The 18931-nt window shown below is 70.5% G+C and carries 19 protein-coding genes; 15 read left to right on the top strand and 4 right to left on the bottom strand.

The genetic code is table 11. The annotated features are described in order from the left end of the window. The first annotated feature begins 157 nt into the window (after positions 1–157). Both AB0L40_RS09305 and AB0L40_RS09310 read left to right on the top strand, forming a co-directional pair. The gene (locus AB0L40_RS09305; RefSeq protein ID WP_364352560.1) at positions 158–559 is read left to right on the top strand and encodes a heme-binding protein; all 402 of its coding nucleotides are present in this window, start codon (positions 158–160) and stop codon (positions 557–559) included. 250 nt (positions 560–809) lie between these two features. Further along, complete coding sequence (locus AB0L40_RS09310) at positions 810–1139, top strand: YnfA family protein (protein ID WP_364352563.1); 330 nt, start codon at positions 810–812, stop codon at positions 1137–1139. Between the two features lie 13 nt (positions 1140–1152). Here AB0L40_RS09310 and arsM read toward each other — a convergent pair whose 3' ends face one another. Next, positions 1153–1917 carry an arsenite methyltransferase gene (arsM, locus tag AB0L40_RS09315; protein WP_364352566.1) on the bottom strand — a complete coding sequence of 255 codons (765 nt, stop codon included), beginning with the start codon at positions 1915–1917 and terminating at the stop codon, positions 1153–1155. A gap of 26 nt (positions 1918–1943) precedes the next feature. Beyond that, positions 1944–2297, bottom strand: coding sequence for a metalloregulator ArsR/SmtB family transcription factor (locus tag AB0L40_RS09320; RefSeq protein WP_364352569.1), 354 nt, complete (start codon positions 2295–2297; stop codon positions 1944–1946). Between the two features lie 74 nt (positions 2298–2371). On the opposite strand from AB0L40_RS09320, the gene arsB reads away from it, so the two are divergent. The 5 genes from arsB to nhaA all read left to right on the top strand — a co-directional run bounded on the left by arsB (position 2372) and on the right by nhaA (position 8322). Further along, the gene (gene arsB, locus AB0L40_RS09325; RefSeq protein ID WP_364352572.1) at positions 2372–4135 is read left to right on the top strand and encodes an ACR3 family arsenite efflux transporter; all 1764 of its coding nucleotides are present in this window, start codon (positions 2372–2374) and stop codon (positions 4133–4135) included. Next, positions 4132–5154 (top strand): ArsJ-associated glyceraldehyde-3-phosphate dehydrogenase, encoded by a 1023-nt coding sequence (locus tag AB0L40_RS09330; RefSeq protein ID WP_364352575.1) that lies wholly within the window; start codon positions 4132–4134, stop codon positions 5152–5154. Before arsB ends, AB0L40_RS09330 begins: the two co-directional genes overlap by 4 nt. Beyond that, entirely contained in the window at positions 5151–6422 is a 1272-nt protein-coding gene (gene arsJ, locus AB0L40_RS09335; RefSeq protein ID WP_364352578.1) for an organoarsenical effux MFS transporter ArsJ, read from the top strand. The genes AB0L40_RS09330 and arsJ overlap by 4 nt, the downstream gene beginning before the upstream one ends. 296 nt (positions 6423–6718) lie before the next feature. Further along, on the top strand, positions 6719–7099 hold the full coding sequence (locus AB0L40_RS09340) for a hypothetical protein (protein WP_364352581.1): 381 nt from the start codon (positions 6719–6721) through the stop codon (positions 7097–7099). Between the two features lie 44 nt (positions 7100–7143). Further along, entirely contained in the window at positions 7144–8322 is a 1179-nt protein-coding gene (nhaA, locus tag AB0L40_RS09345; protein ID WP_364352584.1) for a Na+/H+ antiporter NhaA, read from the top strand. A 71-nt stretch (positions 8323–8393) separates the two neighbouring features. On the opposite strand, the gene AB0L40_RS09350 is transcribed toward nhaA, so the two are convergent. Further along, a complete protein-coding gene (locus AB0L40_RS09350; RefSeq protein ID WP_364352587.1) occupies positions 8394–8531 on the bottom strand; it encodes a hypothetical protein in 138 nt (45 codons plus the stop codon). Positions 8532–8720: 189 nt separating this feature from the next. Between AB0L40_RS09350 and AB0L40_RS09355 the strand changes: the two genes are divergently transcribed. Further along, positions 8721–8981 carry a GlsB/YeaQ/YmgE family stress response membrane protein gene (locus AB0L40_RS09355; protein WP_364352590.1) on the top strand — a complete coding sequence of 87 codons (261 nt, stop codon included), beginning with the start codon at positions 8721–8723 and terminating at the stop codon, positions 8979–8981. Positions 8982–9309: 328 nt separating this feature from the next. On the opposite strand, the gene AB0L40_RS09360 is transcribed toward AB0L40_RS09355, so the two are convergent. Further along, positions 9310–10806, bottom strand: a complete 1497-nt coding sequence (locus AB0L40_RS09360; RefSeq protein ID WP_364352593.1) for a SulP family inorganic anion transporter — start codon at positions 10804–10806, stop codon at positions 9310–9312. A gap of 261 nt (positions 10807–11067) precedes the next feature. Here AB0L40_RS09360 and AB0L40_RS09365 point away from each other — a divergent pair, with 261 nt between their 5' ends. The 7 genes from AB0L40_RS09365 to AB0L40_RS09395 all read left to right on the top strand — a co-directional run bounded on the left by AB0L40_RS09365 (position 11068) and on the right by AB0L40_RS09395 (position 18769). Continuing rightward, the gene (locus AB0L40_RS09365) at positions 11068–11457 is read left to right on the top strand and encodes a MerR family transcriptional regulator (RefSeq protein ID WP_364352596.1); all 390 of its coding nucleotides are present in this window, start codon (positions 11068–11070) and stop codon (positions 11455–11457) included. A 52-nt stretch (positions 11458–11509) separates the two neighbouring features. Next, positions 11510–11728 (top strand): hypothetical protein, encoded by a 219-nt coding sequence (locus AB0L40_RS09370; RefSeq protein ID WP_364352599.1) that lies wholly within the window; start codon positions 11510–11512, stop codon positions 11726–11728. Between the two features lie 606 nt (positions 11729–12334). Further along, positions 12335–15649 carry a MobF family relaxase gene (gene mobF, locus AB0L40_RS09375; protein WP_364352602.1) on the top strand — a complete coding sequence of 1105 codons (3315 nt, stop codon included), beginning with the start codon at positions 12335–12337 and terminating at the stop codon, positions 15647–15649. Positions 15650–15698: 49 nt separating this feature from the next. Continuing rightward, positions 15699–16415, top strand: coding sequence for a hypothetical protein (locus AB0L40_RS09380; protein WP_364352605.1), 717 nt, complete (start codon positions 15699–15701; stop codon positions 16413–16415). Between the two features lie 5 nt (positions 16416–16420). After that, complete coding sequence (locus AB0L40_RS09385) at positions 16421–16702, top strand: hypothetical protein (RefSeq protein ID WP_364352608.1); 282 nt, start codon at positions 16421–16423, stop codon at positions 16700–16702. A gap of 423 nt (positions 16703–17125) precedes the next feature. Continuing rightward, positions 17126–17482 carry a helix-turn-helix domain-containing protein gene (locus AB0L40_RS09390; RefSeq protein WP_364352611.1) on the top strand — a complete coding sequence of 119 codons (357 nt, stop codon included), beginning with the start codon at positions 17126–17128 and terminating at the stop codon, positions 17480–17482. A gap of 123 nt (positions 17483–17605) precedes the next feature. Beyond that, entirely contained in the window at positions 17606–18769 is a 1164-nt protein-coding gene (locus tag AB0L40_RS09395; RefSeq protein WP_364352614.1) for a tyrosine-type recombinase/integrase, read from the top strand. Positions 18770–18931 lie beyond the last annotated feature (162 nt).

An 18931-nucleotide genomic window follows, 5' to 3' on the forward strand; every position in this document is an offset into this window, starting at 1 on the left:
GCAGGGCCATCCGCCCGACCACCCCCTCGAGAGCACCTGCATCGCCCCGGGACGCATCAGCGGACCGCGAGTCACGGGCGGGCGGCCCAGCACGAATCCGGCGCATGAGCTGCCTCGGCCCGGGAAACCACAAGACGTTCAAACGATCGGAGCACCCATGAGCGGGATCACCCTGAAGAGCGCCCACCGACTGATCGAGGCTGCAAGCGCCGAGGCCGAGAAGATCGGCGTGCCGATGAACATCGCCGTCGTCGACGCCGGCGGGAACCTGACCGCGTTTCACCGTCAGGACGGTGCATGGATCGGTTCGATCGCGATCAGCCAGGCCAAGGCCTACACCGCGCGGGCGTTCGACATGCCGACTGCCGACCTGCAGCCGATGGTCCAGCCGGGCCAGCCGCTCTACGGCATCGAGACCAGCGACCCAGGCCACATCATCGCGTTCCCCGGCGGTATCCCGCTGACGCAGGGAACCGAGATCATCGGGGCGATTGGCGTGAGCGGCGGCCTCGTCGATCAGGATCAACAGGTCGCAGAAGCAGGGGCAGCGGCACTCTGAGCGTCATTCCGGCGCGCGGTCGCCGGACTTCTGGCGGTCTCGCGCCTCGGGGGCGGCGACGCGCCTGCGGCCAGGGCGAACCGGCCCGCCCCTGCTGCCGGGCGGCGGAGCATCCGAAGCGGACGCTCGCACCTTCCGGGGGCGACTCGCAGCCATGGTGCCCCAACAGGCGATCCGTTGCGGGATGGCCGCTTGCCCGGAACGTGCGGTGGTCATAGAGCACCGTGGTGATGCGACCTACGATGAGCGCGTGGCCGCCAAGTCGATCGCCCTCTTCGTCCTCGCGGCGCTCTTCGAGATCGGCGGCGCGTGGCTGGTCTGGCAGGGCATACGCGAGCACCGCGGCCTGATCTGGGTCGGGGCCGGCGTCGTCGCGCTCGGGATCTACGGGTTCGTCGCGACGCTGCAGCCCGACGCGGAGTTCGGCAGGATCCTCGCCGCGTACGGTGGGGTCTTCGTCGCCGGGTCGCTGGCGTGGGGGATGGCCGCCGACGGCTACCGCCCGGACCGCTGGGACCTCGTCGGCGCCGCGGTCTGTCTCGCCGGGGTCGGCCTGATCATGTATGCGCCGCGCAGCTGATCTGCGCGGAGCATCAGACGGGCTTGGAGGCGCGAACGATCGCGGAGCCCGCCTTCGCGTGCACCCGGTGGGTCTCCTGGATCTCGACGTCGACCAGGCCCGCGGCGGCGAGGGCGTCCTCGAACTCGCGGCGGGTGAGGGCGCCGGCGATGCAGCCGGTGAACTGCTGCATGTCGCGCTTGGTCGCGTCGTCCATGTCGGGGTCGGCAACGACGTCGGAGACCGCGAACCGGCCGCCGGGCTTCAGCACGCGGGCGGCCTCGGCGAGGACCTTGTTCTTGTCGCCGGCGAGGTTGATGACGCAGTTGGAGATCACGACGTCGACAGAGGCGTCCTCGAGCGGGAGGTCCTCGAGGTAGCCCTTGCGGAACTCCACGTTCTCGAGGCCGGCCTCTGCGGCGTTCTGGCGGGCCTGGTCGAGCATCTCGTCGGTCATGTCGATCCCGATCGCGCGACCCGTCGGCGCGACGCGGCGGGCGGAGATCAGAACGTCGCCGCCGGTGCCGGAGCCGAGGTCCAGCACGACGTCTCCGTCCTGCAGAGCGGCGACGGCGGTCGGGATGCCGCAGCCGAGGGACCCGGCAATCGCTGCGCCACCCTCGCCGGCCGTCTCCTCGTCATAGAGGGCGGCGCCGAAGACCTCGGTGCCGTGCTCGTCTGTGGTGGAGACGGCGGGGCTGCAGCAGCTCGAGCCCTGCGTGGCGGCCTGTGCGTACTTCGCACGGACCTCCTCGCGGAGCTGCTCCTTGGTGAGGGTGCTGCGGTCGGTCGTGCTCATGGAGGGTCCTCGGTGCGGGGGAAGGCTCAGCTGAGCCAGCCGGCGAGCTCGTCGATGGCGCCGGGCAGGACGTAGTAGTAGGCCCAGAGGCCTTGGCGCTCGGAGTCGACGATGCCGGCGTCGCGGAGCTTCTTGAGGTGGTGGCTCAGCGTGGACTGGGAGACGTCGAAGAGCGGGACGAGCTCGCAGACGCAGACCTTGCCGGCGTGCTTGCGCAGCACGTCGACGAGCTGCAGGCGGATCGGGTCGCCCAGCGCCTTGGCGACGTCGGCCAGGCGGACGGCCTGCTCGCGGTCGACGTCGGGGTAGACGACGGGCTCGCAGCACGGGGCGCCGGCGGCACGCTTGGTCTTCGGCTCGAGCTGCAGATCGACGTTCATCGAAACAGCAAGCTACACAAAGAAGTCACGTTTGTCGATTGCATCGACATCTGTCACTGGATACCGTGCGCGGCATGGCCACCGTCACCGAACCGACCGCGTCGGCGGACCAGCCGGTCCTGCAGCGCCTATCGACGCTGGACCGCTTCCTGCCCGTCTGGATCCTGCTGGCGATGGCCGTCGGCCTGGGCCTGGGGGCGGCGATCCCGTCGATCAACGACGGCCTCGACGAGCTCCGCATCGGCACCGTCTCGCTGCCGATCGCCGTCGGGCTGCTCTTGATGATGTACCCGGTGCTGGCGAAGGTCCGCTACGGCGACGTCGCCCGCGACCGCTCGCCCGAGACCGCCAAGCTGCTCGGCGCCTCACTGGTCCTCAACTGGATCGTCGGGCCGGCGCTGATGTTCGCGCTGGCGTGGATCTTCCTCGCCGACCAGCCCGAGTTCCGGACCGGCCTGATCATCGTCGGCCTCGCAAGGTGCATCGCGATGGTCCTCATCTGGAGCGACCTCTCCTGCGCGGACCGCGAGTCCACCGCGCTCCTGGTGGCGATCAACTCCGTCTTCCAGATCGTCGCCTACAGCGTCCTGGGCTGGTTCTACCTCACCGCCCTCCCGGACCTCCTCGGCCTCGACAGCCAGGGGTTCTCGATCGGCATCTGGGAGGTCGCCCGGACCGTCCTGATCTTCCTCGGCATCCCGCTGGTCGCCGGCGCGCTCACGCGCCATATCGGCGTGCGCCGCATGGGGGAGGAGGCGTACGAGACGCGCTTCCTGCCGAGGATCGGGCCGTTCGCGCTCTACGGGCTGCTGTTCACGATCGTGATGCTCTTCGCGATCCAGGGCGACGCGATCACCTCCGAGCCGCTGGACGTCGTCCGGATCGCGCTGCCGCTGCTCGTCTACTTCGCCGTGATGTTCTCCGCCGGCCTCGCCGCCGGCCGGCTCATCGGCGCGACCTACGCCCGCACCGCCTCTCTCGCCTTCACCGCGGCGGGCAACAACTTCGAGCTCGCGATCGCCGTGGCCGTCGGCGTCTTCGGCGCCACCTCCGGCCAGGCCTTGGCCGGGGTCGTCGGTCCGTTGATCGAGGTGCCGGTGCTCGTGGGCCTGGTCTACGTCGCGCTCTGGATCCGCCGGCGCTGGTACCCCGCCGAGGAGACCGCTGCACGCCGCGGCGACCCGCCCACACCACGAGCCGACCCCCGCCCGTCTGACCCAACCGAGGACCCCTTCATGCGCCACGTGCTCTTCGTCTGCAACCACAACGCCGGCAGGTCCCAGATCGCCCAGGCGTTCTTCGACCGCCTCGCCCCCGACGACGTCCGCGCGGAGTCCGCCGGCACCCAGCCCGCCAAGGCCGTCTGGCCCGTCGTCGTCCAGGCGATGGCCGAGGTCGGCATCGATCTCTCGGCTGGGAAGCCGACGAAGCTGACCACCGAGATGCAGCTGCACGCCGACTGGGCCGTGACGATGGGCTGCGGCGACGCCTGCCCGTTCGTCCCCGCGATGGTGCAGGAGTGGGACGTGAAGGACCCTTCCACGCTCCCGATCGAACGGGTCCGCGAGATCCGCGACCAGATCGAAGGGCACGTCAAGGACCTCCTGGACCAGCACCTGAACGAGATCCGCACGGACCGCACCGCCCACCAGCTGCGCCTCGAGCGGCTCCTGCCCGCCGTCCGAAAGGACCTCGGTGACCGGTTCTCCGAGCACCAGATCCGGGCGTGCTCGGACCAGGTCCTCGCGGGCTACGACGACGCGACCGTCCGCGGCCACGTCATGACGATCGCGCACCGCGACGTCACCGAGTGCCTGACCGCCGGGAACTGCGCATGAGCATCCGGGTCGGCATCAACGGCTTCGGGCGCATGGGGCGCCTGGCGCTCCGCGCCGGCCTGGACCGGCCAGACCTCGAGTTCGTCCACATCAACGAGATCGCCGGCGACGCCGCCACCGCCGCGCACCTCCTCGAGTTCGACTCCGTCCACGGCCGCTGGCACCGCGACATCGCCGCCGACGGCGACACCGTGACGATCGACGGCACGACGCTGAGCTACAGCGCGCATGCCACCCCGGGCGACGTGCCGTGGGACGAGCTCGGCGTCGACCTCGTGCTCGAGGGCACCGGCAAGTTCAAGACCCAGGCGAAGCTCGACCCCTACTTCGGGCGCGGGGTCCAGAAAATCATCGTCGCCGCGCCCGTCAAGGACGGCGGAGCGCTGAACGTCGTCGTCGGCGTCAACGACCACCTCTACGACCCCGACACCCACGACGTCCTGACGGCGGCGTCGTGCACCACGAACTGCCTCGCCCCGGTCGTCAAGGTGATCCACGAAGGCCTCGGCATCCTGCGCGGGTCGATCACGACGCTGCACGACCTGACCAACACGCAGACGTTGGTCGACGCGCCGCACAAGGACCTTCGCCGCGCCCGCGCCGCCGGCCTCTCCTTGATCCCGACCACTACCGGGTCGGCGACGGCGATCGGCCTGATCTTCCCCGAGCTGCAGGGCCGCCTCGACGGCGTCGCGATCCGGGTGCCGCTCTTGAACGCGTCGCTCACCGACGCGGTGTTCGAGGTCGCGCGCGAGACCACCGTCGAGGAGGTCAACGAGCTGCTTCGCACCGCCGCGGAGGGCCCGCTCGAGGGCATCCTCGGCTACGAGACGCGGCCGCTGGTGTCCGTGGACTTCAAGGACGACCCGCGGTCGGGGATCGTCGACGCGCCCTCGACGATGGTCACCGACAAGACGCAGGTGAAGATCCTGGCCTGGTACGACAACGAGTGGGGCTACGTCAACCGCTGGGTCGAGCTCGCCGGCCAGGTCGCCGCCTCCCTGGAGCCACGGGCGTGAACGGCCCGGACGCGGCGGCGGCCGCCGAGCAGCGTGGCGGGGACCTGCGCAACTACGTCGTCGTCACCGGCGCGTACTGGGCGGACACGATCGCCGACGGCGCGATTCGCGTCCTGGTCCTCTTCTACTTCTACGAGCTCGGCTACAGCCCGCTGCAGGTCGCCTCGCTGTTCCTCTTCTACGAGGTCTTCGGGATCATCACCAACCTCGTCGGCGGCTACATCGCCGCCCGCTGGGGCCTCAAATCCACGCTGCTGGGCGGTCTGACCTTCCAGCTCGCGGCCCTGGCGATGCTTGCGCTCGTACCTGAATCGTGGCTCGTCGTCGCGTACGTGATGGTCGCCCAGGCGCTGTCGGGGATCGCGAAGGACCTGACGAAGATGTCCTCGAAGTCGGCGGTCAAGCTCGTCGTCCCGCAGGACACCCCCGGGGCCCTCTACAAGTGGGTGGCGATCCTCACCGGCTCCAAGAACGCGCTCAAGGGCGTCGGGTTCTTCATCGGCGGCCTGCTTCTCACCGTCATCGGCTTCCAGGCCGCGCTGGGGTGCATCGCCGGCCTCGTCGCGGCCGGCCTCGCGGGGACCCTGATCTTCATGCGCGGCGACCTCGGGACCCCGGACGCGTCGGCGAAGTTCCGGCAGATGTTCTCCAACAACCGGTCGGTGAACCTGCTGGCCGGCGCCAGGATCTTCCTCTTCGCCTCCCGCGACGTCTGGTTCGTCGTCGGCCTCCCCGTCTACCTCCGCACCGTGATGGGCTGGTCGTTCTGGCAGGTCGGGATCTTCATGGCCGTCTGGACCATCGGCTACGGCATCGTCCAGGCGACGGCACCCAGGTTCGTGAAGGACCCCGATGGCCGGACTGCGGCGAAGCTCGCGTTCGTCCTCGCCGCCTTCCCCGCCGCGATCGCGATCGCCATGAGCACGAGCATCGACCCCGACGTCGTGATCGTCGCCGGCCTCATCGTCTTCGGCGTCGTATTCGCGATGAACAGCGCGGTGCACTCGTACCTGATCCTCGCCTACGCGGAGGGGTCGAAGGTCGCGATGAACGTCGGCTTCTACTACATGGCCAACGCGTTCGGCCGCCTCTCAGGCACCGTCCTGTCCGGCGCCCTCTACCAGTGGCAGGGCCTGCAGGCGTGCCTCTGGGGCTCGGCAATCATGGTCCTCGCCGCCGGCCTCCTCTCCCTGCTGCTGCCAGGTGACCCGGCGCGGTCGCGGGTCCGCCCATCAGTCTCGAGCCGAACCGTGAAGGGCACCGCATAACGGCTCAGACGACGTCCCGGTAGACGATCGGCTATCGGGATTCCCGCCCGCCCCGACCCCGGGAATCCCTCGCTTAATGCTGTGAGGATGGCTTCGGCTCGAACGCGGATGGTGCGAGCTATGCTGCTCTGACGCGGCCCCGGGAGGGTCGTTGGTGTGCCGGGAAGACTGGTCGGCGAGTCTCACTGTCGACCCCTTTGGAGGCCGTGGCCAATGTCCACCGCTCCCGCACCTATCCGCGTTCTGCGGATCCCCCGGAGCACCCGACAGCGTCCCGCCGTGGCGCGAGGGTCCCGATGAGCAGCCCGCGCGACCTCACGGTCCCGCGGTGGGAGGCCTATGACCCCTATGGGCCGGCGACCGCCGCGGTTCAGGATGCTCGGACCATCGACGCCCGCGAGGCTGCCGACCGGTTCGCGGCCGCCGCCGACGTGCCGGCCACCGACGTTCGGGTGTCCAAGCGCCATATCGAGGTCTTCACCCTGGCGCAGCACTGGGCCACGGCCCGGCGCGCCGGGCTGCCCCACGACGACGGGACGTCGCAAGACGGTCCGCCTGCCGGATGGACCCCGCCGGAGGGTCAGCCCTCGTGGCGCTTCGTCTCCCGCGCCCACCCGGCCGGCCGACCCATGTGGATCTGCGGCCTGCGCAGCGACCGCGTGCCGAAGTGCCCGTAACGCCGCCCGGGCTGACCGCCGGGCGCCCGCGTCTCCCGCCGGCCTTGCGGTCGCCGATCACCGGTGGCGTCCTGCTGCTCCTGGCGGTGCTCGTCGCGTTGTTCTGGGCCAACGTCCTGTCGGGCGAGGGCTACGAGGGCGTCTGGACGACCAAGCTGACCATCGGTATTGGGGACCTGTCGATCACGGAGGACCTGCGGCACTGGATCAACGACGGGCTGATGGCCCTGTTCTTCCTCGTCCTCGGCCTGGAGGTCAAACACGAGTTCGTCGCCGGCTCGCTGCGCGACCCGCGTGCGGCCGCGGTCCCGATCGCCGCGGCCGTCGGTGGCGCGGTGCTGCCGGCACTGATCTACGTCGCGTTCACCGTCGGCGGCGCCGGGTCGGAGGGCTGGGGGATCCCGATGGCCACCGACGTCGCGTTCGCCATCGCGGTCCTCGCCCTGTTGGGCTCGCGGATCGTTCCGGCGATCAAGACGTTCCTGCTGACCCTCGCGGTTGTCGACGACATCCTCGCCGTCCTGGTCATCGCGATCTTCTACACCGACACGATCGTGCCCGGCTGGCTGTTTGCCGCGATCCTCGGACTCCTCGCGATCAAGCTGCTGCAGCGCGCCATGGTCACCTCGGTCCCCGTCTACGTGCTGATCGGCTTCGTGGTCTGGGTCTGCATGCTGGAGTCCGGTGTGCACGCCACCATCGCCGGCGTCGCGCTCGGCCTCATCACCCCCGCAGGATCGTTCCGCGGCCGCGACGTCCTGCACGCCCTGAAGGACCGCATCGAGCCGGTTACCGCACTGCTGATCGTGCCGCTCTTTGCGCTCGCGAACGCCGGGGTGGTCCTCACCGGTGGGGTGGTCGGCGACGCCGCATCCAGCGGCGTCGCGCTCGGCGTGCTCGTTGGACTCGTGATCGGTAAACCGGTTGGGATCGCCCTCACCGCATTGCTGGTGCAGCGCGTCGGGCTCGGCCGGCTGGATCCGGTGATCGGGGTGGCGCACCTCGTCGGCATCGGGGCGCTGGCCGGGATCGGGTTCACCGTCTCGCTGTTCATCTCCGACCTCGCCTTCGACGGCCCCGAGCTCGCGCAGCTGGCCAAGATCGGCGTCTTCGCCGGCTCACTCCTCAGCGGCGCGCTCGGCGCCTTCCTGCTCCTGCGCGCCACGCGCCCCCAGGTCCCCGGCCCGCCGCCCACGGCACGGTCGACACCCGACGTCGAGTGAGGACCCCGCAAGCCGGCCGCCGTGGCCCCGATCGACGTCCGCTCCCGGGCGCCGTACTCAGCTCGTGGGGGCTAGTGCTTGCGGGTCCGGGTGGCCCGGTGGACGTCGACGGCCGCCGCGGTCGCGGCGATGAGGACCGCGAAGCCCGCGGCCGGGCGGACCAGCTGCACCGACGTCAGCAGCGAGAACAGGACCGCGACGACAAGCACCACCAGACCCGCCCACCGCCATCCAACGCGTGCCCGCCCACGAAACCGTTCGCGATTCTCTCGTCCGCGCCGCATCACCCCATGGTGGCAAGCCCGGGACGGCGACTCCGCTGCTTCAGCCGACCTGTGCTCGTTGCTGACGCAAGTGTCCGGGTACGAGCTGGTTGTCCTCAAACGAAAGAAGCACCCATGATCGGCGCAATCATCCTCGGCCTCATCGCCGGCGCACTCGGCAAGCTCCTGGTCCCCGGCAAGCAGCCCGGCGGCATCCTCGGAACCATTGCCATCGGCCTGATCGGTGCCCTGGTCGGCTACTTCATCTTCACCCGAGGCCTCGGCATCGGCGACAACGACGCCTTCGACCTCGGCGGTCTTCTCAGCGCCGTCATTGGCGTGGTCATCGTGCTCGTCGCCTATCAGGCCGTCGCGGGCCGACGCGCCCGCGCCTGAAAGCGACCCCGTCACAGGCCGATCGAGGTAAGACCGACAGCACCGGGAGACAAGGTCGCCTCCGACCACCCGACTGCCGCAGAGGGTGCAGACGGTGTTGGGGAGGCCCTCGTCGGCCTGGACAGTGCTCTGCGGAGCACCCTGGAGGCCCTGGACCGTCTCGTTGACGACGTTGAGGCGACAGGCGCTTCCGGGTGCTCCACTGACGCCGGACCCCGAAGGTCGCCAGATGACGATTCCAGCGGGCACTGACGGCCCACGGGACCTCAAGGAGGCAGATCGCGCCCGGCCCGAGCCGGGCGCGAATGCTGTGGGGAACAAGCTGGGGTTAATGCGAGGCGACGAGCTGGCCGGAGAGTGCGTCGTGGATCTCGCCGGAGGCCTCGTTCAGACCGGTGATCTCGACGGTCTTGCCCTGCGACTCGTACTTCACCGTGAGCGCGTCCAGCGCGGAGACGGCGGAGGCGTCCCAGACGTGCGCCTGGCTCATGTCGATGAGGATGTGCTCCGGGTCGTCGGGGTGGTGGAACGCGCTGACGAGCTCGTCGTTGGAGGCGAAGAACAGCTCGCCCCGCACGCTGTAGATGACCGAGGTGCCATCGGGCGAGACGGTCCGCTCGACGTTCAGCAGGTGCGCGACGCGGCGAGCAAAGATGGCCATGGAGGCGAGGACGCCGACGCCGACGCCGATGGCGAGGTTGTCGGTGGCGACCGTGGGGATGACGGTGAGGACCATCACGACGGTCTCGCCGAGCGGCATCTTCTTCAAGGTGGCCGGCTTGATGCTGTGCCAGTCAAACGTGGCGTAGGCGACGAAGATCATGACCGCGACCAGGGCGGTCATCGGGATCTTCGAGACGATCCCGCCGAGGCCGACGCAGAGGATCAGCAGGAAGACGCCGGCGGAGAACGTCGACAGGCGTGTCCGGGCGCCGGAGACGCGGACGTTGATCATCGTCTGGCCGATCATCGCGCAGCCCGGCATCCCGCCGAAGAACCCGGTGATGACGTTCGCGATCCCCTGACCGCGGGACTCGCGGCCCTTGTCGGAGGGGGTGTCGGTGATGTCGTCGACCAGCCGGGCGGTCATCAGCGACTCGAGCAGCCCGACGGCGGCCAGGGTCGCGGAGAACGGCAGGATGATCGTGAGCGTCTCGAGCGAGAACGGCACGGACGGGATGCCGAGCAGCGGGATCGTGGAGGGCAGCTCGCCCTCGTCGCCGACGTTGGTGATGTCAATCCCGCCGGCCACGACGATCGTGGTCAGCAGCGCGATCGCGACCAGCGGCGACGGGATCGCGGGGACGAAGCGGGGGAGGATGAGGATGACCGCCAGGCCCGCGGCGACGAACACCCAGCCGAGTGCGCCGTCGCCGGTGAGGTGGTCGACCTGGGAGAGGAAGATCAGGATCGCCAGCGCGTTGACGAACCCGGTCATCACGGCCTGCGGGACGAAGCGCATGAGCTTCGCGATCCCCAAGGCACCGAGGGTGATCTGGATCGCGCCGGCGAGGATCGCCGCGGCGAACAGGTACTCGACGCCGTGGTCGTCGACGAGCGGCACGACGACGAGGGCCATGGCGCCGGTGGCGGCGGAGATCATCGCGGGTCGTCCGCCGACGATCGAGATCGCCACGGCCATCGTGAAGGAGGCGTAGAGGCCGACCTTGGGGTCGACGCCGGCGATGATCGAGAACGAGATCGCCTCGGGGATCAGCGCGAGGGCGACGACGGCGCCGGCGAGCAGCTCGATCCGCAGGACGCGGCCGCTGGGGAGGGTGAAGGACGGGAGTCGCCGTCGTGGCGGCGAAGAGGTGGTGGACATGCAGGACCTCGCTGCTGGTAGGCGCTGGTGCGCGGGAACGATCGATGGGCCGGAGGCCGCGGGGGCGCTCGGCGGGGTGCGGCGCGGCCGTGGGCGGCGCCGGGCGGCAGGAAGATCGCGGCGCTTGGCGCAGCGCTCTCCATGCAAGCTGCGGCAAACAGTAACGTAAGGGAAGGGTTCACCGGGCGGCCCGTGTTCGACAGCACAGACTCGCCGCCGGGCCCCCCGGCCGACGTCGTTCTCCGCCCTAGACTTCTTCCTGTGGCCACCTCGGACCAGACGCACCAGATCGGAGAGGTCGCCGAACGTGTCGGCCTCTCGCTGCGGACGGTCCGCTACTACGAGGAGCAGGGCCTGGTCGTCCCCGAGGCGCGGACCGAAGGCGGGTTCCGGCTCTACACCGAGCGACAGATCGACCGCCTGTTCCTGGTGAAGAAGATGAAGCCCCTGGGCTTCTCACTCGACGAGATGCGCGCCATGTTCGACGCCCGCGAAGCACTCGAAGACCCCGACGGCCCCCCGGAAGCCACCGAAGCGGCGCGCGAGACGATCGCGACGTTCGCCGACCAGGTCGACGAACGCACCGCGAAGATGCGCCGCATCCTCAAGCAGAGCGAGCAGTTCGCCCGCGAGCTCCGCGACAACGAGTAGTCCCCGGCCTGCGGAAGGTCCCGCTGGCCGCCGAGCGGCGCGATACTCGGCCATGGCTACCGTAGGCGAACACCACCTCGCTGACCGGCTGCGCGCCGAGTGGGGCCGCTTCCTTCGCGGAGGCGACCGAACTCACGCCCAACCCGACCAGGCCGCCGACACCTCGCGGTACGGAATCTCCCGCTTCGGCCTTTACAGCAACCCGACGCTCGACCGCGAGATCGACGACCTCAAGCAGCGCATCGCCGATCTCGAACGCCGGCTTCAGTAGCCGGAACCGTCCCGGTACGCCCGTCCCAGTCAAGGATCCCTTCTGGGACGGACCGAGCGCGTCGCATCGGTATGAGACCCGCCGGAAGCATGGCGACAATGCCGCGCGCCAAACATCGTGCGTCGACGCCGACGGTCTCGAACGGCTAGTTCGTCGGTTCTTCGTCCGTCTCGTTGGGTGGACGGCCGCTTCGGGTGGTGGGGTGGTCCGATGCCGACACACCGGTCCATCCCAGAGCGCTACCCAGTCATCGAGCACATGGAAGAGCGGCTCCGGGCCTCTGGACGACAACTCCCTGAGTCCGGCCGGCGGCAGGCCGGCCGATCTGGGCTCTTGGGGCTGGTGATCGGCTGCGCAGGCGGAGCCGGAATCATCGCGGTGTTCCTCGCGGTGATGCAGAACACGCCGTAGTCGTCGGCGGACCACGAGACCGCGCGTGGGCCGGCAGGTGAGGGCCCAGCAGCGCGCGAGTTCGCGTTGGCGCGAACGGATGACCCCGACCGGAGCAGGGCAGTGCCTCGCCCGTAAGAGGCCTGCCCATCCTCGCTGCGCTCGTCGGTCACACAGTTGCACCCGGGGTGCGGCGGGCGTACGGTGAACGCACCGGTGTTGTCCGTCGGAAAGCTCGCGCAGGGACAGGAGCGCTACTACGAGCGCCAGGTGGCGCACGGCCGCGACGACTACTACTCCGGCAAGGGCGAGGCCCCCGGAGAGTGGATCGGCCGCGGTGCCGAACGGCTCGGCCTGGAGGGCCGTGTGTCGGCCGACCAGCTGGGCGCGCTGGCCGCCGGGATCGACCCGTCCGACGTCGACCTCCAACGGCCCCTCCGGGCGAGCCGGAGCGAGATCAAAGTGGCCGGGTACGACCTCACGTTCTCCGCGCCCAAGTCCGTGTCGGTGCTCTACGCCGTCGCAGACGAGGGGACGTCGGCGGAGCTCGTGAAGGCTCATGACGCTGCGGTGCGCGCCGCGTTGACGTACGTGGAGGACGCGGCGGTCAAGGTCCGCCGCGGGAAGGGCGGTGCGGTCGTCCAGTCGGGCGAGGGTCTCCTGGCGGCCGCCTACCGGCACCGCCTCTCGCGAGCCCTGGACCCGCAGCTGCACACCCATGTCGTCGCGGCGAACGCGAGCCAAGGTCCCGACGGTCGGTGGACCGCACTCGACGCGCGCCACATCTACCGGCACGCGAAGACCGCCGGCACGCTGTACCAGGCGCATCTGCGCGCCGAAGTGCGCGACCGGCTCGGGCTGGAGTGGGGTCCTGTGGCCAAGGGCTCGGCCGAGTTGGTCGGCGTCGCGAAGGGCGTGCGGGACCACTTCTCGCGTCGACGGATGGAGATGCTCGAGCAGGCAGAGGGAGACGGGTTCGCGCTGAACACGAAGGGCCGTGCCGAGTCCGCGGCGCTCGCGACCCGCGAGCGGAAGACGTACGACATCGACACGGTGACCTGGCGCGAGGAGGTGGTCGCGCGGGCCGCCGAGCACGGCCTCGATCGCCTGGCGATCGAGGCTCTGATTGACGAGGGCCGGCTGCGTCGCGGCCGGGGTGAGGAGGTCGGCGGTCCCGCGCCCGACGTCGCCGAGGTCAGTGACAGGCTCGCAGGCCCGCAGGGTCTGACGGCGATGAGCAACACCTTCCTAGCCCGCGACGCCGTCCGGGAGTTCGCAGAAGCGCACCGGCAGGGAGCGCGGGTCGGCGACATCCGCGAGCAGGCCCAGACTTTCCTGGGGCGGGATGACGTGCACGACGTCGTCCTCTCCGGCGAGCTCGACCTCCCCGGCGAGCAGGATCGGCTGTTCACGACGGCGGACCTCGTGGCCAGCGAGAAGCGGCTGGTCGCGGCAGCAACGGGGCGGGCGGGGGAGGGCGTCGGCCGGCTCTCGGAGTCGCGCGTCGAACGGGCACTCGCCACGGCGGACCGCACGCTGGGCCCGGAGCAGGAGGCAGCCGTGCGGGGCGTCATCAGGTCCGGCAACGGCGTCGACGTGATCGAGGCCCTGGCCGGCACCGGCAAGACGTACACCGCCGGGGTGCTGTGCCACGCCTACGAATCGTCGGGCCGACGGGTCATCGGCGTCGCGCCCACCGGCCGCGCCGTCCGCGAACTCGCGGACGAGGCCGGCATCGTCGGATCCCGCACGCTTCATCGGTTGCTCGCGGAGGTCGAGCGGAACCCTCGCGCGAAGCTCGCCGACATCGTCCTCCTCGACGAGGCCGCGATGGCCTCGACCCGACACACCGAGCGCCTGATGCAGTGGGCCTCGTCCACCGGGACGAAGGTGATCGCCATCGGTGATCCCGGTCAGCTGCCCTCGGTCCAGGCCGGAGGTTGGATGCGGGCGGTCGGCGAGCGCGTCGGCCGTCACTTCCTCGAAGAGGTCCGTCGCCAGCGAGACCCCGACGAGCGGCGCGCCCTCGGGCAGCTGCACGAGGGCCACAGCCGCCCCTACCTCGCGTGGGCCGAACGTGCCGGTCGCGTCGTCGTGCACGACCAGGCCGGCCCGGCCCTGGATCGGGTGGTCGAGTCGTGGTCCTCGGCCGTCGAGGACCACGGACTCCGGGAGGTGGTGCTGATCGCGCGCGACAACGAGACCCGGCAGCTCCTGAACGACCGGGCCCGCCAGGTGCGCCGGGGCCTCGGCGGACTGGGGGAGGACCACGACTACGGCCCCGCGACGGTGGCCATCGGCGACCGCATCATCTGCCGCCGCAACGACGCCCTGGTCGACGTCGACAACGGCACCCGCGGAACCGTCCTGGCCACGCACGAGGACGGCGTCACCATCCGCACGGACTCGGGCACCGAGCGGGGCCTGCCGGCGCGCTACGTCGCCGAGCACGTGGAGCCCGCCTACGCCCTGACCGGTCACGGCATGCAGGGCGGCACCGTCGAGTGGGCGGCGGTCGTCGGAGAGCCGTGGGACTTCACCCGTGGCTGGAGCTACACCGCCCTCTCGCGGGCACGGAGCACGACCGAGCTCCACGTCGTCGCGGCCCACGACACGGACGACCCGGACCGCGACGAGTTCGCGCCGCACTACCGTCCGCCCCGCCCGACGAGGGCCGAGGTCCTCGACCAGGTCGCGCACCGGATGACGATCCGCGACGACGAAGACCTGGCGATCGACCGGCTCCGCGACGGCGGGCGGGACGCGGCCACCGTCTCCCCACGGGCGACGCAGGACTCCGGGCCGCCGCAGGAGCGCGGCGCGGACGCGCACGATCAGCCGATCACTCCGGACCGACGTCGTCTGATCGACCTCCTCGAGGAGCGATCTCAGATCGACCGTCGGCGAGCGACCCTGCCGCTCGATGGTCTGCGGGCCTTCGAGGACGAAGCGCACCGCCTGGATCGCGCCCACGCCCGCCGCGACGAGATCGCCGAGCGGCTCGACGCGCTCCCCGAGCCTCGCCGGCGTCTGCTCGGGATCCGCGATGACCATGCCGACCTCCGCGGGCGGCTGACCGCGGATCTGGCCTCCGCCGACGACCGGGTGCAGACGTTGACCGCCCGCGTCGAGGTCATGCGTGACGCCGTCGGCGGCGACCCGGGCGCGGTCCAGGACGAAGCCACGGCGCTCCAGGAGCGGTGGGGGCCGGTCCGGAAGGAGAGCGAGCGACTGCTCGACCATCTCGCGTCCCTCGAGGTCCGGGACGAGCCCGCATGGGCGACGGAGCTCCTCGGCCCGCGCCCCACGGACCCGAACCTGCGCGACGAATGGGACGGCGCGGCGTGGACGGTCGCCCGTCACGAGCTGCGGTTCCGGCCCGACGCCCCGGTCGAGGGCCTGAGTCGGCCGTCGTCGGGCGACGAGGTGGAGGCGCGGCGCTGGCGGTCGGTGCAGGCGGGTGTCCACCAGACGCGGGACGCGCTCGAACGCGAACCCGGTCCGGATATCAGCCCCGGGATTGGTCGGTAGGGCGCCTTCGAACGACTGCCTGTCGGGTGCTCGCGGATACGCTTGGCGGATGGGGGACGACGCACTGACGAAGGGGTTGGTGAACCGTGCAGGTGCCCTCCTCGTCCGCGCCGACCAGGAGGGCCGAGAGACCGGACTGACCACGGTCGATCCGGCCGACTACGAGGCCGCGGTTCGTGTTGTCGATGCGTGGAGGGCGTCGCACGCTCGCCCGCTGCAGGCGACGAACGCGAACCTTTACTACTACGTCCGCGACTACCCGGGCTGCCATCCGACCCAGCGCACCAAGAAGCTGGCGACGATCATCGACAAGCTCCAACGGCACCCAGGCGATCTCGCTCGCATGGAGGACATCGGTGGTTGTCGAATTGTCCTTCCGACCGTAGCCGCGGTCGACGACCTCGCCGATCGTCTGAAGGGGCAGGACGGTTGGGAGATCGTGCGGCTGCGGGACTACATCCGCCGCCCGAAGGACGACGGCTACCGGGCGCTGCACCTCGTTCGGCTGTACCGCGACCGCCGGATCGAGATCCAGGTCCGCACGACGTTGCAGGACATGTGGGCCAACCGCGTCGAACACATCGGGCGCGACTACGGCCAAGAGATCAAGTTCGGCCGCGCTGACGGCGAGGTCGTCGAGTACCACCGGCTGCTCTCCGACCTGCTCGCGGTGGAGGAGAAGGGGGGACGGATCCCGCAGGATCTGGTCCAGGAACTGCAGCGCGCCGCCGATTCGCTTCCCGCTCTGCGCAGGCGTAACGTGTGATCACTGTGTCCGACGTGATCCGCCACTTCCTCGTGCGCTACGACATCGGTCGTCAGTCGGCTGACGTCGAGGCGTTCGGTGAGGACTACGACGCAGCGCTCATCGCCTACGCCGCCGCTGAGAAGGAGCTCCGGGCCGATCCGCAGGTCGAGGTCGTGCTCCTCGGAGCCGATTCCGAGCAGACGATCCGGCGCACGCACTCGAGCTATTTCATGGGTGCCGAGTCGGACGATCCGTTCGCGGCGCACCTCGCTCGTGCCGGCGTGCGGGCGCCGGCGTTCGGCTGACGTCGTCGTTGGGCCGGTGAGAACGTGACGCTCGGTCGGTTGTCGCACGTCTTCCTTGCAGCCGTCCGCGCCATGACGCGAGGTCGGGCGAAGGGGAATGCCGTCGATGAACGCGAGCGGCGACTGAACGAGCTTTCTCAGCTCTCGCAGGACGTCGAGGGCGGTTACCGCTGACGCTGGTCGGCGCCGTCTGACGAGGCCGAGTGCCCAGTCCCGGCGCCGAGTGCCCACTGGGCACTCGCCCCCGGTAGGGCCCCGGCAGGTGGTCACTTCCGCCCACTGGGCGCGAGTGCCCATAGGCCGAGCGGGCGGTGCGGACTAGAACCAGCACATGGTCCGCACCGATCCCGAACGTCCGGCGCATGCTCGTCGCCCGCGGGATCGACACGACCTCGAGCCCGTGCAGGCCCGAGGCGTGTCGCGGTGAGCTCGAGCCTCGCCGCCGCGCTCCTCGACGAGCTCGAGGACGACGCCCTCCGGGAGCTCGCCGAACGGCTCCGCCCGTTCCTGCCGCGCGACGAAGAACCCCGCCGGCGGCTGCTGTCCACCCGCGAGGCGTCCCGGCAACTGGGCGTCCACGAGGGCACGCTGACGCGGCTGGCGCGCGAGGGCAGCATCGCGGGGGCGCAGAAGCTCGGCCGCTCGTGGCGCTTCGATCTGGAGCGGGTGACGTCGAGCTGGCAGCCCGGAACACGCCGATCCGTGCCGGCCACGGCAGGTCCTCACGGACGTCCGTCGCGAAACACGCAACACGTCGTCGACGCGATCCGTGGCCGGTAGCCTGTACAGCAGAAACAAGCAGCCCCGGCGCGATGGCAGTCGCCCGGGGCCCGGCCCAACGGAAAGGCTTCCGATGGACAGCAGGCAGAGTAGCGACGGCCCCGTCGAGGGTCGGTGCGCGCGATGAGCGTCGAGAAGCGGCAGCTCGCCAGTGGCACCCGGTACCTCGTGCGATGGCGCGAGAACACCAAGCTCCGGTCGCGGACGTTCGTGCGCAAGCGCGACGCCGAGGCGTTCGAGCACGAGATCCTCCGACGGCAGCAGCTCGGACTCCTGGCGGTCCAGCAGCTCACCTCGAAGGGGCCGACGCTCGACGAGTGGACCGCCACGAAGTGGGCGGTCGAGCACGCCGCGACCCTCGCGCCGCGGACGCGCGAAACCTACGCCGCCATCTACGGCAAGCACCTCTCGCCGTACCTCGGCGAGCGGCCGCTCCGCGAGTTGCGCGTGTCGGCCCTGCGCGAGTGGCAGGCGGACCGACTCCAAGCGGGAGTCGGCCGCGGCGCCTTGATGCACGCCCGGGCGGTCCTGTCGTCGATCCTCCGCCACGCCGCCGAGGCCGAGGTCATCGCCGCGAACCCGATGGGCCTCGTCCGTGCCCCGAAGGCACCACCCAAGGAGGAGGTCCGGCCGGTCGCGCCCAGCGGTGTGGAGGCGATCCGACGCGAGATGGGGCCGCGCGACGCGACGCTGGTGTCGGTGCTCGCCTACGCGGGGCTCCGCCCGGGCGAGGCGCTCGCGCTCAAGTGGTCGCAGGTCGGCGAACGGACCCTCACGGTCAACGCGTCGAAGACGGGCCGCCGGCGGTCGGTCAAGCTGCTCCAGCCGCTCGCCCAGGACCTACGCGAGTGGCGTCTCCTCTCCGGCCGGCCGGCCAAGTCGGCGCTCGTCTTCCCGGCCGCCGATGGTGGCCCGTGGACGACCGAGGCGTACAAGGACTGGTCCCGGCCGGAGTCCGGCGCCCGCAAGAAGACGAACCCCCGGAAGCCGTCGCGGATCGCTGGCGCCTTCCACCGGGCGGTCGAGAACGGCGACGTCGACTGCGGCCGGCCCTACGACCTGCGCCACTCGTTCGCGTCGCTGCTCCTGGCCGAGGGGCGCACGATCCACTACGTCGCCGCGCAACTGGGACACGGGCCGGACCTCACGCTCAAGGTCTACGGACATCTGTTCGCGGAGTTCGATGACGCACCGCGGATCGATGCGGAGGCGGAGATTCAGAAGGCACGCACGGCGCTCGGATCGGCGGAGACGGCGGACGGCGGCGAGCGGGCCCGAAGCGTCTGACGGGCCGCCGACCGCACCCGGCGCGCCTCCGATCGGGTCGGCAGAATCTGCGGTGCGGAGGTTGGCGCCGATCGGCGTCCCGGAGAGGGTCGTTCTCAGACGGTCAGGCCGTCGCCTGGCGCGACAAGTTCGCGCTCGGCCTCGCGCCGCCGCGAACGGGCG

It is taken from the genome of Patulibacter sp. NPDC049589 (assembly GCF_040675535.1).
Lineage (GTDB): Bacteria > Actinomycetota > Thermoleophilia > Solirubrobacterales > Solirubrobacteraceae > Patulibacter.